Source organism: Paractinoplanes rishiriensis, assembly GCF_016862375.1.
In the GTDB taxonomy this organism is placed as follows: Bacteria; Actinomycetota; Actinomycetes; order Mycobacteriales; family Micromonosporaceae; genus Actinoplanes; species Actinoplanes rishiriensis.
On record NZ_BOMV01000007.1, the window covers coordinates 262053 to 274750 of the forward strand.

The window sequence follows — 12698 nt, forward strand, 5'->3', positions numbered from 1 at the left end:
AGCGGAGCGAGTCGATGACCCTCCCGGCCGCGATGATGCTGGCCGCCGTGCTGATCGTCGGGCACGCGCTACTAGTCGACCCGCAGCGAGGCCAGCGACTCCTCCAGCTCGTCCGGTTTGACCAGCACGTCACGGGCCTTGCTGCCCTCGGACGGCCCCACGATGCCGCGGGTCTCCATGAGGTCCATGAGCCGGCCCGCCTTGGCGAAACCGACCCGCAGCTTGCGCTGCAGCATCGAGGTCGAGCCGAACTGGCTGGAGACGACCAGTTCGATCGCCTGGACCAGTAGCTCGAGGTCGTCGCCGACCTCCTCGTCGATCTGCTTCTTCTTGCTGGGCGGCGCCTCGGTGACGTCCTGGCGGAACTCCGGCTCACGCTGGTCCTTGCAGAACTTGACGACCGAGGCGATCTCTTTCTCGTCGACCCAGGCGCCCTGGATGCGCACCGGCTTGGACGCACCCATCGGCAGGAACAGGCCGTCACCGCGGCCCAGCAGCTTCTCCGCGCCGGGCTGGTCGAGGATGACCCGGCTGTCGGCCAGCGACGAGGTCGCGAACGCCAGCCGCGACGGCACGTTCGCCTTGATCAGACCGGTCACCACGTCCACCGACGGCCGCTGGGTGGCCAGCACCAGGTGGATGCCGGCGGCCCGGGCCAGCTGGGTGATCCGGACGACCGAGTCCTCCACGTCGCGCGGCGCCACCATCATCAGGTCGGCCAGCTCGTCGATGATCACCAGCAGGTACGGATACGGCTTCATCACCCGCTCGCTGCCGGGCGGCGCGGTGATCTCGCCGTTGCGCACCTTGCGGTTGAAGTCGTCGATGTGCCGCACCCCGTTGGCGGCCAGGTCGTCGTACCGCATGTCCATCTCGCGGACGACCCACTCCAGCGCGTCGGCCGCCTTCTTGGGGTTCGTGATGATCGGCGACACCAGGTGCGGGATGCCCTCGTACGCGGTCATCTCCACCCGCTTGGGGTCGACCAGCAGCAGGCGTACCTCGTCAGGGGTGGCCCTCGTGAGCAGCGAGACCAGCAGCGAGTTGAGGCAGGAGCTCTTGCCCGCGCCGGTGGCACCGGCGATCAGGATGTGCGGCATCTTGGCCAGGTTGGCCACCACGAAGCCGCCCTCGATGTCCTTGCCGAGCGCCACCACCATCGGGTGGTGATCGGCGGTGGCCGCCCGCGAGCGCAGCACGTCGCCGAGCGACACGTTCTCCGGGTCGGTGTTGGGGATCTCCACGCCGACCGCGCTCTTGCCCGGGATCGGGCTCAGGATGCGCACGTCCGGCGACTTCACCGAGTACGCGATGTTGCGGGAGAGCTGGGTGATCCGCTCGACCTTGACGCCCGGTCCGACCTCGACCTCGTACCGGGTCACCGTCGGGCCGCGGGTGAAGCCGGTGACCACCGCGTCGACGTTGAACTGGTCGAACACGCCGGTGAGCGCGGCCATCACCTCGTCGTTGGCGCGGCTGCGGGACTTCGCCGGCGCGCCCTTGCCGAGCAGCGACGGCGGCGGCAGCCGGTAGTCGCCGGGCACCGATGAGATCTCCAGCTGCTCGGCGCGGGTGGGCAGCGGCGAGTGCTCGGGCGGCTCCGGCACCGGCCTCTTGCGACTGGCCGGGACCTTGGGCACCGCGACCACGTCGTGCAGGATCTGGTCGTCCTCGTCGGCCGGGTCGTCCGGGGCCAGCCCGATGTCGGACAGCGAACCCTGTCGGCGGCGGGACGGGCGCCGCGGCTTGACCGGCTCGTTCTCGGCGTCCAGGTCGAGGTCGAGGTCCGGTTCGGGCAGCGGGGCCCGCCTGGTCGACCGGCCGAGCAGCACGTCGACCAGCAGCATCAGCCGTTCCGGAATCCGGTTGATCGGGGTTGCGGTGATCACCAGAAGGCCGAAGACGAAGAGCAGAACCAGCAGCGGTACGGCGACCCACGCGGTCACGGCCCGCTCGAGCAGCCCGCCGATGCCGTAGCCGAGCAGGCCGCCGGCCCGGTCCACGTCGAGTTCGGCGCGCGGCTCCTGGGCGACGTGCAGCAGTGCCGCGGTGGACATCACGATCGCGGTCCAGCCGACCAGGGTGCGCCCGCGGTGCTCCGGGTCGGCCGGCCGGCGCATCAGCCGGACGGCGCCGTACAGCAGCAGCAGCGGGAGCAGCACGGCCAGCCCGCCGAGGAACAGCCGGGTGGCGTCGGCCAGCCAGGTGCCGACCGGGCCGGCGCTGCCGGCCCAGACCGCGACGCCGATCAGGATGGCGAGGCCGAGCAGCAACAGGCCGGCGCCGTCGCGGCGGTGCGCCGGATCGATCTCCTTGGTGGTGGCGGCCTGCTTGCCGACGCCGCGGGCCAACCAGCCGACGCTGTGTGCCACGCCCATCCAGAGCGCGCCGAGGCCGCGGCCCACGCCGGTGGCCAGGGCGGCACCCATCGACGGCCGGGCGCGGCTGGCCGGCCGGCGTTTCGCCGGGCGGCGCGCGGGCTGCCGGGCCGGTTGCCGGGCACGGCTGGTCGCGGCGCCGCGCGACGTGGACGTGGCACGACCCCGGCTCGCCGGAGGAGTTCGGCCCGCCATGGTCTACACCGTAGCGTCGGGAGGCTCAGGCGTCCGGAAGGCGCACCGCGACCAATCTTCGCTTTCGACGGCCTAGGATCGTCCGGTGCAGGCTTTGACTCACGAGATGATCAAGTCGGTGCTCGACGCGCGCGGTTACGCGTACGCGGTCGACGAGGACGGCGACGTGGTCGGCAACTTCCAGGGCAACCTCATCTACTTCTTCCAACTCGGCGACAACCGCGAGATGCTTCAGGTGCGCGCCATGGTGCAGCACGTCTTCGGCATGGACGACGTGGTCCAGCTCTACGAGTTCTGCAACGCGTGGAATCACGACCGGCTCTGGCCCAAGGCGTACGTGCACGTCCAGGACGACGGCACGGTCAACGTGATCGGCGAGGTGCTGGCCGACTGGGAGAAGGGCGTCACTCCCGAGCAGCTGGATCAGGTGCTGATCTGCGGGATCGCGACGGGCTGTCAGCTCGCCGACGCCGTCGCCGGACTACGGCAAGGCCGGCCCACGAGCTGAGCACCAGCAGCGCCGCCACCAGTTGCGCGGCCCGCTCGTGCCCGACCGGATAGAACACGCCGGCCACGTGGTTGTCGAGGAACCCGCCGACGTGCGCGGGCAGCCCGGCCCCGGCCCGGGCCCGGTCCTCCACCCAGGTGAGCGGGCAGGGCAGGCTCGCGGCCACCACGAGGACCAGCCAGGCCGCCGCGGCCACCTGGAACCAGAGCAGCCGCGGCCACCGCCACGCGACGAAGCCGCCGAGCAGTCCCAGGGCCAGGAACGCGAAGTGCAGGCCCACGGCGACATGCGCGACGGCTTCGTAGAAACTCACTCGTTCACGGTACGGCGGGCACCACCCTCGGCAGGTGGGGCGGTACCCGCCGTATCCGCTACGGGGTCGAGAACCCCAGGGTGTACGCGCCGCTGCCGGAGGAAGCAACCACGACGTACCGGTAGGTGCCGGAGCGCAGGTTCGCGCTCAGCGTCTTGTCACCCTCGCCGGTGGCCTGGGCGACCGTGCGGAACCCGTTGCGGGTCTGCCGCTGGAGCACCAGGTCGAAGTCGGCACCGTCGGGGGCGTCCAGGCAGGCGGTCTGGGTGCCGGCCGAGGCCCGGAAGGCGCCGTTGCCCGGCGTCGCCTGCGCGCGGCCGTTCCGCAGCTCACCCTGCCGCTGCACGGCCTGGTCGGCACAACCGGCCTCCTCGGCCGGCGGGGCTTCCTCAGCCGGCGGAGCTTCCTCGGCCGGCGGGGCCTCCTCGGCCGGCGGGGCCTCCTCGCCCGCACCGCCGCCGGTGGTCACCAGCGTGAGGTTGTTGACCGCGAGGATCTCGTTGAGCGGCTGGAAGAAGGTCTCGCCACCCACCGTGCAGTCGCCGGAGCCACCGGAGGTGACACCCTGGGCCTGGTCGCCGGACAGCCACGGGCCGCCGGAGTCGCCGCCCTCGGCGCAGACGTCGGTCCGGGTGAGGCCGCTGACCGCGCCCTCCGGGTAGACGACGGTCTGGTTCTTGGCGAGGACCGTGCCGCAGAACGTGCCGGTGGTCGAGCCGGACCGGCAGATCGCGGCGCCCACCGGGGCCTCGGCGTTGCCGGCCACCGGAAGCTCGTTGCCCTCGAAGTCGTTGACCACCGGGCGCGGGTCCCAGTCGCCGTTGACCTCGACGAAGCCCATGTCCGCGGTGCCCGGGAAGACCGAACCGCCGACCTCGCCCTGCGCCTCCTGGTTGAAGCCCGTGGTGGTGTCGCCGACCTGGCCGCAGTGACCGGCGGTCACGAAGCCGACCGTCACCGAGAAGCCGATCGAGCAGCGGGCCTGCCCGCCACCCACCGCGATGAAGTACGGGTCGGCGCCGCGCACGTCGAACAGCGGCTTCGGCTGGGCCGAGCTCACCTTGACGGTGACCGCGTCAGCGTCCACACCGGCGTCGTCGGCGAACTCCTCGGCAGCGCCGGTCTGGCCGGGCTTGGCCACCACGACCAGCTTGTTGGTCGCGACGTCCACGTACCAGCCGGTCAGGCCGTCCGCGTCGGCGCGCTGCCCGTCGAGCGACTCCTTGGCCGCGATCAGCGCCTGCTCGCTGCGCTTGACCCGCACCGGCACCGCACCAGCCTCGCGCACCGCATCGGCCGCGGCCGCGTCGGTGACCGCGATCTTCAGCGTCGTGCCGTCGGCGGCCAGCCAGGCGCCACCGAAATCGCTGCCGGTCTGCGCGGAGAGCTTGGCGGACACGCCGCTCGCCCACAGTGCGCGTTGAAGACGGGCGGTCGCCTGGTCGGCATCCAGGCCCATGTCCCGCTTCATGGCCGCGAGAATCTGCGGGGCCACGCCGGACTTGGTGGAGACGACCTTGCCGGACTCGTCCGTAGTGCCTGCCATGGACGGCAGTGTGAACGCTACGGCCGCACCGGCTGCCACCACGACCGCCGCCGCCACGGCGATCCTGCTGCGCTGCATATGAGGAACTCCCCTCGCCACGGGTGCCGTGGGGGCGGCACCGTGACAAGAGGTACGGACGTCGGGCCCGGATGGTTGAACGGATCAGACTTCGACAACGGTTGGCACGATCATCGGCCGCCGCCGATAGGCGTCGTTGACCCAGCGGCCCACCGTCCGGCGCACCACCTGCTGCAACTGATGAGGATCGGTGATGCCGTCCTCGGCCGACCGGTCCAGTGCCGCGGTGAGCAGCGGAATCACCGGATTGAATGCCTCCGGGTCCTCGCTGAAGCCCTTGGCCGAGACGCTCGGCTCGCCGACCACCTTGCCGGTCACCGAGTCGATCACCACGGTGGCCGCGATGAACCCGCCGTCGCCGAGAATCCGCCGTTCGGTGAGCAGCGAATCGCTGACGTCGCCGACCGCGAGGCCGTCCACGTACACGTACTGGTTCTTGACCCGCCCCACGTGCCGGGCGTGCCCCTCGACCAGGTCGACCACGTCGCCGTCCTCACAGAGGACCACCCGGTCGGCTGCCACCCCGGACTCGATGCCGAGCTGGGCGTGCGCCCGCAGGTGCCGCCACTCGCCGTGCACCGGCATCAGGTTGCTCGGCCGCACCACGTTGAGCAGATAGAGCAGCTCGCCGGCCGGGGCGTGCCCGGAGACGTGCACCTTGGCCGTCTCCTTGTGCACCACCGTGGCGCCGGCCCGGGACAGCCGGTTGATCACCCGGTAGACCGAGGTCTCGTTGCCGGGCACCAGCGAACTGGCCAGCACCACGGTGTCGCCGGGCGCGATCGTGATGTGCCGGTGGTCGCCGGTGGCCATCCGGCCCAGGGCGCTCATCGGCTCGCCCTGCGACCCGGTCGACATGAAGACGATCTCGTCGGCCGGCATGTTGGTGGCCTCGTCCAGGCTGACCAGCAGGCCGTCCGGGATGTTCAGCAGGCCCAGGTCGCGGGCGATGCCCATGTTGCGCACCATCGAGCGGCCGATCAGGGCGACCTTGCGTTCGTACTCCCAGGCGGCGTCCATCACCTGCTGCACCCGGTGCACGTGCGAGGCGAAGCTGGCCACGATGATCCGGCCGCGGGCCTTGCCGAAGATCGAGCTGAGCACCGGGCCGATGTCCCGCTCGGGGGCCACGAAGCCGGGCACCTCGGCGTTGGTCGAATCGGACAGCAGCAGGTCGACACCCTCGGCGCCGAGCCGGGCGAATCCGGCCAGGTCGGTGATCCGGCCGTCCAGCGGCACCTGATCCATCTTGAAGTCGCCGGTGTGCAGGACCAGGCCGGCCGGCGTGCGCACGGCGACCGCCAGCGCATCCGGGATCGAGTGGTTGACCGCGAAGAACTCGCACTCGAACGGGCCGAGCCGCTCGGTCTGCCCCTCGCGCACGGTCAGCGTGTACGGGTCGAGCCGGCGCTCGGCCAGCTTGGCCTCGACCAGCGCGAGCGTGAACTCGGAGCCGACCAGCGGGATGTCCGCCTTGTGCGCCAGCAGGTAGGGCACGGCGCCGATGTGGTCCTCGTGGCCGTGCGTGAGCACGATCGCCTGGATGTCGTCCAGGCGGTCGAGGATGGGGCTGAAGTCGGGCAGGATCAGGTCGACGCCGGGCTGCTCGACGTCGGGAAAGAGCACCCCGCAGTCGATGACGAGCAGTCTCCCGTCGAACTCGAGGACGGTCATGTTGCGGCCGATGGCCCCGAGCCCGCCGAACGGGATGACGCGCAGGGCGCCCTCCGGCAGCGGCGGCGGCGGATCCAGCTCCGCGTGAGCTTGAGTCATTCGCGTCTTTCTATCTTTCTCAGAGGACGATGCCCGCCGCGGCGGCGTCCTGGCGCAGTTGGTTCAACTCGTCGTCGCCGGCGTCCACCAGCGGCGACCGGACCGGGCCCGCGGGCAGTCCCCGGGCGCGCAGGCCGGCCTTTACCAGCATGGTGCCCGGCTGCCGGAAGATGCCGGTGAACAGCGGCATCCCCTGCCGGTGCAGGGCCAGCGCGGCGGCCGCGTCACCCCGCTCGAAGGCCTCGATCAGGTCCTTCGCGATCCGGCCGGTGAAGTGGGTCGAGGTGCCCACCAGACCGACCCCGCCGATGGCGAGCAGCGGCAGCGTCGCCGCGTCGTCGCCGGAGTAGTAGGCCAGATCGGTGCGGCTGGTCACCCACGAGGACGCGACGAAGTCGCCCTTGGCGTCCTTGACCGCGACGATCCGGTCGTGCTCGGCGATCCGGCACATGGTCTCGGTGGCGATCGCCGTGCCGGCCCGGTGCGGGATGTCGTAGACCATGACGGGCAGCCCGACCGCGTCGGCGACGGTCAGGAAGTGCTTGGCCACGCCGGCCTGCGGCGGCTTGTTGTAGTAGGGGGTGACGACCAGCAGGCCGTGGGCGCCGGCCTTTTCGGCAGTGTGGGCCAGCTCGATGGTGTGTGCGGTGTTGTTGGTGCCCACGCCCGCCACCACCCGGGCCCGGTCGCCGACCGCCTCGACCACCGCGCGCAGGAGGGTGTCCTTTTCCGCGTCGGTGGTGGTCGGTGACTCGCCCGTGGTGCCGCTGATCACGAGCGCGTCGTTGCCCTGCTCGTCGATCAGGTAGGTGGCCAGTTTCGCCGCGCCCTCGACGTCGAGGGTGCCGTCGGTGGTGAACGGGGTGACCATGGCGGTCAGCAGCCGTCCGAAGGGTCGCGGGTCGTGCGTCATACCCACAACCTATCGGACGACCGGGTCAGACGTAGAAAGCGGTGAACGGGGCCCAGGGCAGGTTACGCAGCACACTCCAGACGCCCCAGACCGCCACGAACGCGATCATGACGGCCGGCGAGATGGTCAACTGCGGCAGCCGCCAGTTGAACAGCCGCTTTCCGGTCCAGGCCAGGTACATGTACAGCAGGAACGGCACCGCGAAGACGAAGATCGCGTGGTGCCGGGCGGCGGCCGGCAGGTCGGCGTGCAGCAGATACCATGCGGCGCGGGTGCCGCCGCAGCCCGGGCAGACGAACCCGGTGGTGTATTTCAGCAGGCAGGTGGGTGCGTCGCCGGCACCGGCCACGGTCGGGTTGGTGGCCAGCGTGTAGCCCACCGCGCCGGCCATGCAGACCAGCAGCGCGGCCGGCGCGGCCCAGATCGGTGACCTGGTCCACACCCGCTGGACGAACCGGGTCACCCGGTCGGGCTCGGGTGCCGGGTAGTAGCCGAGCCACTCGGGCGGGACCGGCGGCCCCTGCACCGGCTCGTCGGCCAGCCAGGGATAGTCGGTGGTCGCCGCACTCATGGCCGTCACGCTACACCCGCGAGGCCCGCGGCCAGCGCCCCCGCGAAGTCGCCCCGGTCGGGCGCGGCCACCGTGTGCAGCCCGAGCCAGCCGGCCAGCTGGTGCAGCTCGGCGGCCAGGGCCACCGCGGTCTCGTCCGGGTCGGCGCCGGGCTCGAGCCAGGCGGCCGGAATCTGCAGCACCCCGGTCTTGCGGTCGGCCTTGAGGTCGACCCGGGCCGCGAACCGGTCGCCGAGCAGGAACGGCAGGACGTAGTAGCCGTACAGCCGCTGCGGCGCCGGCACGTAGATCTCGATCCGGTAGTTCAGGTCGAACAGCCGCTGGGTGCGCGCCCGCTCCCAGATCAGCGGGTCGAACGGGCTGACCAGAGTGGCCGCCCGCACCCAGCGCGGCAGCCGCGCCTCGTGATGCAGGTAGACCGGGCCCTTCCAGCCGGCCACCGTCACCGGGATCAGCACCCGGTCCTCGACCAGTTCGGCGACGGCCTGCTTGAAGCCCTCGACCGGGAGCCGGAAATAGTCGCGCAGCTCACCCTCGGCCGCCACGCCCAGCGCCCGCGCGGACAGCCCGACCAGGGCCCGGAACGCGTCCGGCACGGCTGGCGTGGCCACGTCGAGCACCGATCGCGGCAGCACCCGCTCGGTCAGGTCGTACCGGCGGGCGAACGAGGTGGTGCGCTCGGCCGCGGTCACCTGACCGGTGAAGAAAAGCCACTCCAGCGCCTGCTTGACCACCGACCAGTTCCACCCCCAGTGGTCGGTGCGGCGGGGCGCGTCATGCTCGATCTCGGCCGCCGTGATCGGCCCGCGCTCGCGGACCTCGTCGAGCACCCAGGCCACCAGCTCGGGCTGCTCGGCCACGATCCGCCGCATGTTGCCCCACGCATACTCGTGCGCCCGGGCCATCCGCCAGCGGAACAGCGGCTGGAGGTCGGTGGTGATCAGCGAGGCCTCGTGCCCCCAGAACTCGAACAGCTCGCGGGGCTTGCGGTAGGCCGCCCGCTCGAGCAGCTCGACCGGGTAGGGGCCGAGGCGGCTGTAGAGCGGCATGAAGTGGGCGCGCTGCAGCACGTTTACCGAGTCCATCTGGATCAGGTGCAGCCGGCGCAGCACGCGGCGCAGGTGGCGCATGTCGGTGGCGCCACCGGGCCTGGGGTCGGTGAACCCCTGCGCGGCCAGCGTGATGCGGCGGGCCTGCGCGACGGAGAGCGATTCGGGAAGGGCCATCGATGTGCACGCTAGAGGAGGGGTACGACAAAATCGCGGGATGACCGTCATCCGTCCGCACACCGACGCCGACTTCGAGGGCGTGGGCGAGGTCAGCGTGCGCAGCTGGCAGGCGGGCTACGCCGGCATCGTCCCGGCCGAGTACCTGGCCGGCCTCGACCCGGTCCGCAACGCCGAACGCCGCCGCAACTACCCGATGCGCCCCGACCAGCACCTGCTGGTGGCCGAGGCGGACGGGAAGATTGTCGGATTCGCCAACTTCGGCCCGTACCTCCGCGACGACGGCGGCTTCGACGAGGGCATGGGCCACCTGTACGCCATCTACGTCCACCCCGACCGCTGGGGCCGGGGGATCGGCCGCGAACTCTTCCTGGCCGCGAAGGCCGGACTGACCGCCGACGGCTTCCCCGACCTGCGGCTGTGGGTGCTGACCGCGAACGTACGGGCCCGGCGTTTTTATGAGCGGTTGGGTTTGGCACCGGACGGCGTTGAGCAGTCCTGGACCCCGCGGGACAGCCCGGTGGAGCTGCCTGAAATGCGCTACGCGACCCCTCTGTAGGCTCGGCGCATGGCACTCGGCTTCGTCCGCCCCGCGCGTCCGGAGGACGCAACCGACATCGCCCGCATTCAATTGGAGACCTGGCGCACCGCGTACCGCCGGATGTTTCCCGCACACATCCTGGCCAACCTGGACGAGGCCTACCTGGCACGCGGCTGGGACGAGGCGATCCAGGCCCCGCCGACCCCGAAACACCGCGTGCTGATCGCGGTCGAGCAGGGCGAGAGCGCCACCCAGGTGGTCGGTTTCGCGGCCGCCGGCCCCGCCGACGAGCAGGCCCTGGCCCCCGAGGAGCCGCCGCTGCCGCCCGGCCACGCCGCCGTGACCGATCTGCTGGTCGAACCACGCTGGGGCCGCCGCGGCCACGGCTCCCGACTGCTCTCCGCCGCGGTGGACCTGTGGCGCGAGGACGGCTTCACGCACGCCGTGGCCTGGGCTTACGAACAGGACCAGGCAATGCAGAAGTTCCTGTCCTCGGCCGGCTGGGAGCCGGACGGAGCCGGCCGCGCCCTGGACGTCGACGACATGCTGGTCCCCCAACTCCGCCTGCATGCGTCCCTGGCGACCATCTGATGCCGCAGAATGATCAGGTGACCGCGACACCCACCTTCGTCTACGACGGCGACTGCTCGTTCTGCACCACCTGCGCCCAGTTCATCGAGCGCCGCATCCCCACCAGGGCCCGAGTGGTCCCCTGGCAGTTCGCCGACCTGGACGCCCTGGGCCTGACCACGGACCAGTGCGAGGAGGCGGTCCAGTGGGTGTCCCCCGACGGCACGGTTGCCGCGGGCCCCGACGCGATAGCCGCCCTGCTGCACGACGCCGGCCGCTTGTGGCAGGTGCCGGCGTCCGCCCTGGCGTTCTCCCCCGTCCGGGCGGCGGCCTGGCCCGCCTACCGCTGGATCGCCGAACACCGCCATCTGCTGCCCGGCGGCACCGCGGCCTGCTCACTGCCCCAGGCCCAGAGAAACCTTTAGAAGGTACGGGCGGCGCCCAGTCCCCGGAGGCACGCCACCCTAGCTGCAACTCCTTCTCCGCGCGCACGACCGGGCTGTCCCGACCCTCACCCCGCGCACACCACCCTTCCACCCGCCGCCCGCAGATCTTGTCGAGTCCCCACTCCGCCCGAACCGGTACTCCACATGATCGAAAGTTCACCCGGCCGTACAGCAGATCGACAGCATGGCGTCACAGAGGACCGGGGCCGGATATTTGCCGCAAAAGCACCACCGGGGAGCGCGAGGCCCCGGCGTGGCCGGGCCGGCCGGGGCGGGGCAGGCCGGCCAGAGCAGGCCGGGGCGGGCAGGCCGGGGCGGACGTCAGGGGGACGCCGCGGGGACCGGGTCTGGCGGGTGGGGAGTGGGAGCGCGGCCCAGCAAGCGGCGGGTCCAGACGATCGGGCGGACCTTTTCCAGGTGCAGGAAGCTCGTCATCGCGACCAGATGAGGCGCGAAGGAGATCGTGATCATTGCGAACGTCATTGCGTGGAACGAGTAGAAGAAGGCGACCACCGCCCACCGCCACCGTTCCGGGACCACGAAGATCAAGGGGCTCAGCAGCTCGAACGCCATGATGCTGCACTGGGCCACGATCAGCAGGCCGGGGACCGCGGCCACCTCGTCGGCCAGCCAGGTGCCGCGGCGGATGATGGCCTGGGCCAGGACCGCGCTGGTCACCCAGTCCAGGCCGCCGAAGCGCAGCTTGGCCCACGCGGCCAGGAAGTATGTGCAGACCACCGCGATCTGGGTGACCCGCAGCGCCCAGCCGCCCGCCTCCGTGAGTGACCGGTCGCCGTGCCGGGCCCGGCCGACCGTGGGCAGGACCGCGAGCGCCACGAGCAGGCCGACGCGGTCGTGGTCGACCTTGCCGTAGCTCATCGCGATGATCATCCACTCGAAGTAGAGCAGGAAGACCGGCCAGCCCAGGGCTCGCGGCGCCCGGCCGGTGGCGGCCGCCAGCGACAGGGCCAGCAGGACCCCGAACACGCCGTGCACCAGCAGCGGCGTCGGCGTGGGCAGCGGCAGCAGGCGGCCGATCAGCAGCGGCTCGTACAGCTCGGCGGGGGTGTTCGCGTGCGAGCGCACCCACGGCGTGAAGATGACCAGGTCGGCCGCCACGAAGAGGTAGACCAGTGTGCGGAAGGCGGCGATCCGGGCGCGCGGCACCGGCGCGAACAGCCAGCTCATGGCCGGGTCCACTCGGCGATGACCTGATCGCGGAAGGTGCCGGTGGGGCGAGCCTCCTCGATACCATGCCAACGGATCACGATGCGCACCGAGCGCAGCGGGGCCGCGGCCGGCGAGTGCTCCTGATAGGCGGCCGCGACCTCGGCCAGGCGCGACGGCGTGTCCACGTACGCCTGCTGTTGTCCCTCGATCTCGGCGCGGCGGATGCCGCTGTTGCCCTCAGTGATCGGCACCGTCCGGCCCTGGTCGTCGGTGCCCTCGACCCGGGTGTCCCGGGCGTCGCCGTTGGGGTCGGGGCCGGTGGAGTACATCCGGAACGGGCCGAACGGGAAGTCGTCGTCCTGGCCGTAGAGCGTGCCGGCCAGCAGCAGCCCACCGCAGAGCACGGTGGCGACCACCCTGGTCCACCGGCCGCGCACGGATAGCTCACTCATCGGACGACAACCTACCGG

Annotated in this window: 13 protein-coding genes; 4 read left to right on the plus strand and 9 right to left on the minus strand. The window is 71.5% G+C overall.

Annotated features, from left to right (window positions below; translation table 11 throughout):
- Positions 1 to 71 precede the first annotated feature (71 nt).
- Positions 72 to 2573, minus strand: coding sequence for a DNA translocase FtsK (locus Ari01nite_RS05085; RefSeq protein WP_203779795.1), 2502 nt, complete (start codon positions 2571 to 2573; stop codon positions 72 to 74).
- Between the two features lie 106 nt (positions 2574 to 2679).
- On the opposite strand from Ari01nite_RS05085, the gene Ari01nite_RS05090 reads away from it, so the two are divergent.
- Positions 2680 to 3081 carry a YbjN domain-containing protein gene (locus Ari01nite_RS05090; RefSeq protein ID WP_203780316.1) on the plus strand — a complete coding sequence of 134 codons (402 nt, stop codon included), beginning with the start codon at positions 2680 to 2682 and terminating at the stop codon, positions 3079 to 3081.
- Here the strand turns inward: Ari01nite_RS05090 and Ari01nite_RS05095 are convergent.
- The 6 genes from Ari01nite_RS05095 to Ari01nite_RS05120 all read right to left on the minus strand — a co-directional run bounded on the left by Ari01nite_RS05095 (position 2978) and on the right by Ari01nite_RS05120 (position 9501).
- Positions 2978 to 3394 (minus strand): DUF2784 domain-containing protein, encoded by a 417-nt coding sequence (locus Ari01nite_RS05095; RefSeq protein WP_203779797.1) that lies wholly within the window; start codon positions 3392 to 3394, stop codon positions 2978 to 2980. The genes Ari01nite_RS05090 and Ari01nite_RS05095 overlap by 104 nt on opposite strands.
- Positions 3395 to 3452: 58 nt before the next feature.
- The gene (locus tag Ari01nite_RS05100) at positions 3453 to 4940 is read right to left on the minus strand and encodes a S1 family peptidase (RefSeq protein ID WP_239162487.1); all 1488 of its coding nucleotides are present in this window, start codon (positions 4938 to 4940) and stop codon (positions 3453 to 3455) included.
- A 162-nt stretch (positions 4941 to 5102) separates the two neighbouring features.
- Positions 5103 to 6791: a ribonuclease J gene (locus Ari01nite_RS05105; RefSeq protein WP_203779801.1), complete on the minus strand. Its 1689-nt coding sequence runs from the start codon at positions 6789 to 6791 to the stop codon at positions 5103 to 5105.
- Between the two features lie 19 nt (positions 6792 to 6810).
- Positions 6811 to 7704: a 4-hydroxy-tetrahydrodipicolinate synthase gene (gene dapA, locus Ari01nite_RS05110; protein WP_203779803.1), complete on the minus strand. Its 894-nt coding sequence runs from the start codon at positions 7702 to 7704 to the stop codon at positions 6811 to 6813.
- A gap of 25 nt (positions 7705 to 7729) precedes the next feature.
- Positions 7730 to 8275: a DUF2752 domain-containing protein gene (locus Ari01nite_RS05115; RefSeq protein ID WP_203779805.1), complete on the minus strand. Its 546-nt coding sequence runs from the start codon at positions 8273 to 8275 to the stop codon at positions 7730 to 7732.
- A gap of 5 nt (positions 8276 to 8280) precedes the next feature.
- On the minus strand, positions 8281 to 9501 hold the full coding sequence (locus tag Ari01nite_RS05120) for a winged helix-turn-helix domain-containing protein (RefSeq protein ID WP_203779807.1): 1221 nt from the start codon (positions 9499 to 9501) through the stop codon (positions 8281 to 8283).
- A gap of 40 nt (positions 9502 to 9541) precedes the next feature.
- On the opposite strand from Ari01nite_RS05120, the gene Ari01nite_RS05125 reads away from it, so the two are divergent.
- From Ari01nite_RS05125 to Ari01nite_RS05135, 3 genes are read left to right on the plus strand one after another with little or no spacing between them, the layout of a single operon-like run.
- Complete coding sequence (locus tag Ari01nite_RS05125) at positions 9542 to 10060, plus strand: GNAT family N-acetyltransferase (RefSeq protein WP_203779809.1); 519 nt, start codon at positions 9542 to 9544, stop codon at positions 10058 to 10060.
- Between the two features lie 9 nt (positions 10061 to 10069).
- Positions 10070 to 10633 carry a GNAT family N-acetyltransferase gene (locus tag Ari01nite_RS05130; RefSeq protein WP_203779811.1) on the plus strand — a complete coding sequence of 188 codons (564 nt, stop codon included), beginning with the start codon at positions 10070 to 10072 and terminating at the stop codon, positions 10631 to 10633.
- 17 nt (positions 10634 to 10650) lie between these two features.
- Positions 10651 to 11037 (plus strand): thiol-disulfide oxidoreductase DCC family protein, encoded by a 387-nt coding sequence (locus Ari01nite_RS05135; protein ID WP_239162488.1) that lies wholly within the window; start codon positions 10651 to 10653, stop codon positions 11035 to 11037.
- Positions 11038 to 11379: 342 nt separating this feature from the next.
- Here the strand turns inward: Ari01nite_RS05135 and Ari01nite_RS05140 are convergent, their stop codons facing one another.
- Both Ari01nite_RS05140 and Ari01nite_RS05145 read right to left on the minus strand, forming a co-directional pair.
- Positions 11380 to 12246: an MFS transporter permease gene (locus Ari01nite_RS05140; RefSeq protein ID WP_203779815.1), complete on the minus strand. Its 867-nt coding sequence runs from the start codon at positions 12244 to 12246 to the stop codon at positions 11380 to 11382.
- On the minus strand, positions 12243 to 12680 hold the full coding sequence (locus tag Ari01nite_RS05145) for a hypothetical protein (protein WP_203779817.1): 438 nt from the start codon (positions 12678 to 12680) through the stop codon (positions 12243 to 12245). The genes Ari01nite_RS05140 and Ari01nite_RS05145 overlap by 4 nt, the downstream gene beginning before the upstream one ends.
- Between the last annotated feature and the right edge of the window lie 18 nt (positions 12681 to 12698).

Coding starts and splice junctions, on each gene's coding strand:
- Ari01nite_RS05085 (WP_203779795.1), bottom strand. CDS start 2,573: ATGGCGGGCCGAACTCCTCCGGCGAGCCGGGGTCGTGCCACGTCCACG.
- Ari01nite_RS05090 (WP_203780316.1), top strand. CDS start 2,680: ATGATCAAGTCGGTGCTCGACGCGCGCGGTTACGCGTACGCGGTCGAC.
- Ari01nite_RS05100 (WP_239162487.1), bottom strand. CDS start 4,940: ATGGCAGGCACTACGGACGAGTCCGGCAAGGTCGTCTCCACCAAGTCC.
- Ari01nite_RS05105 (WP_203779801.1), bottom strand. CDS start 6,791: ATGACTCAAGCTCACGCGGAGCTGGATCCGCCGCCGCCGCTGCCGGAG.
- dapA (WP_203779803.1), bottom strand. CDS start 7,704: ATGACGCACGACCCGCGACCCTTCGGACGGCTGCTGACCGCCATGGTC.
- Ari01nite_RS05115 (WP_203779805.1), bottom strand. CDS start 8,275: ATGAGTGCGGCGACCACCGACTATCCCTGGCTGGCCGACGAGCCGGTG.
- Ari01nite_RS05120 (WP_203779807.1), bottom strand. CDS start 9,501: ATGGCCCTTCCCGAATCGCTCTCCGTCGCGCAGGCCCGCCGCATCACG.
- Ari01nite_RS05125 (WP_203779809.1), top strand. CDS start 9,542: ATGACCGTCATCCGTCCGCACACCGACGCCGACTTCGAGGGCGTGGGC.
- Ari01nite_RS05130 (WP_203779811.1), top strand. CDS start 10,070: ATGGCACTCGGCTTCGTCCGCCCCGCGCGTCCGGAGGACGCAACCGAC.
- Ari01nite_RS05140 (WP_203779815.1), bottom strand. CDS start 12,246: ATGAGCTGGCTGTTCGCGCCGGTGCCGCGCGCCCGGATCGCCGCCTTC.
- Ari01nite_RS05145 (WP_203779817.1), bottom strand. CDS start 12,680: ATGAGTGAGCTATCCGTGCGCGGCCGGTGGACCAGGGTGGTCGCCACC.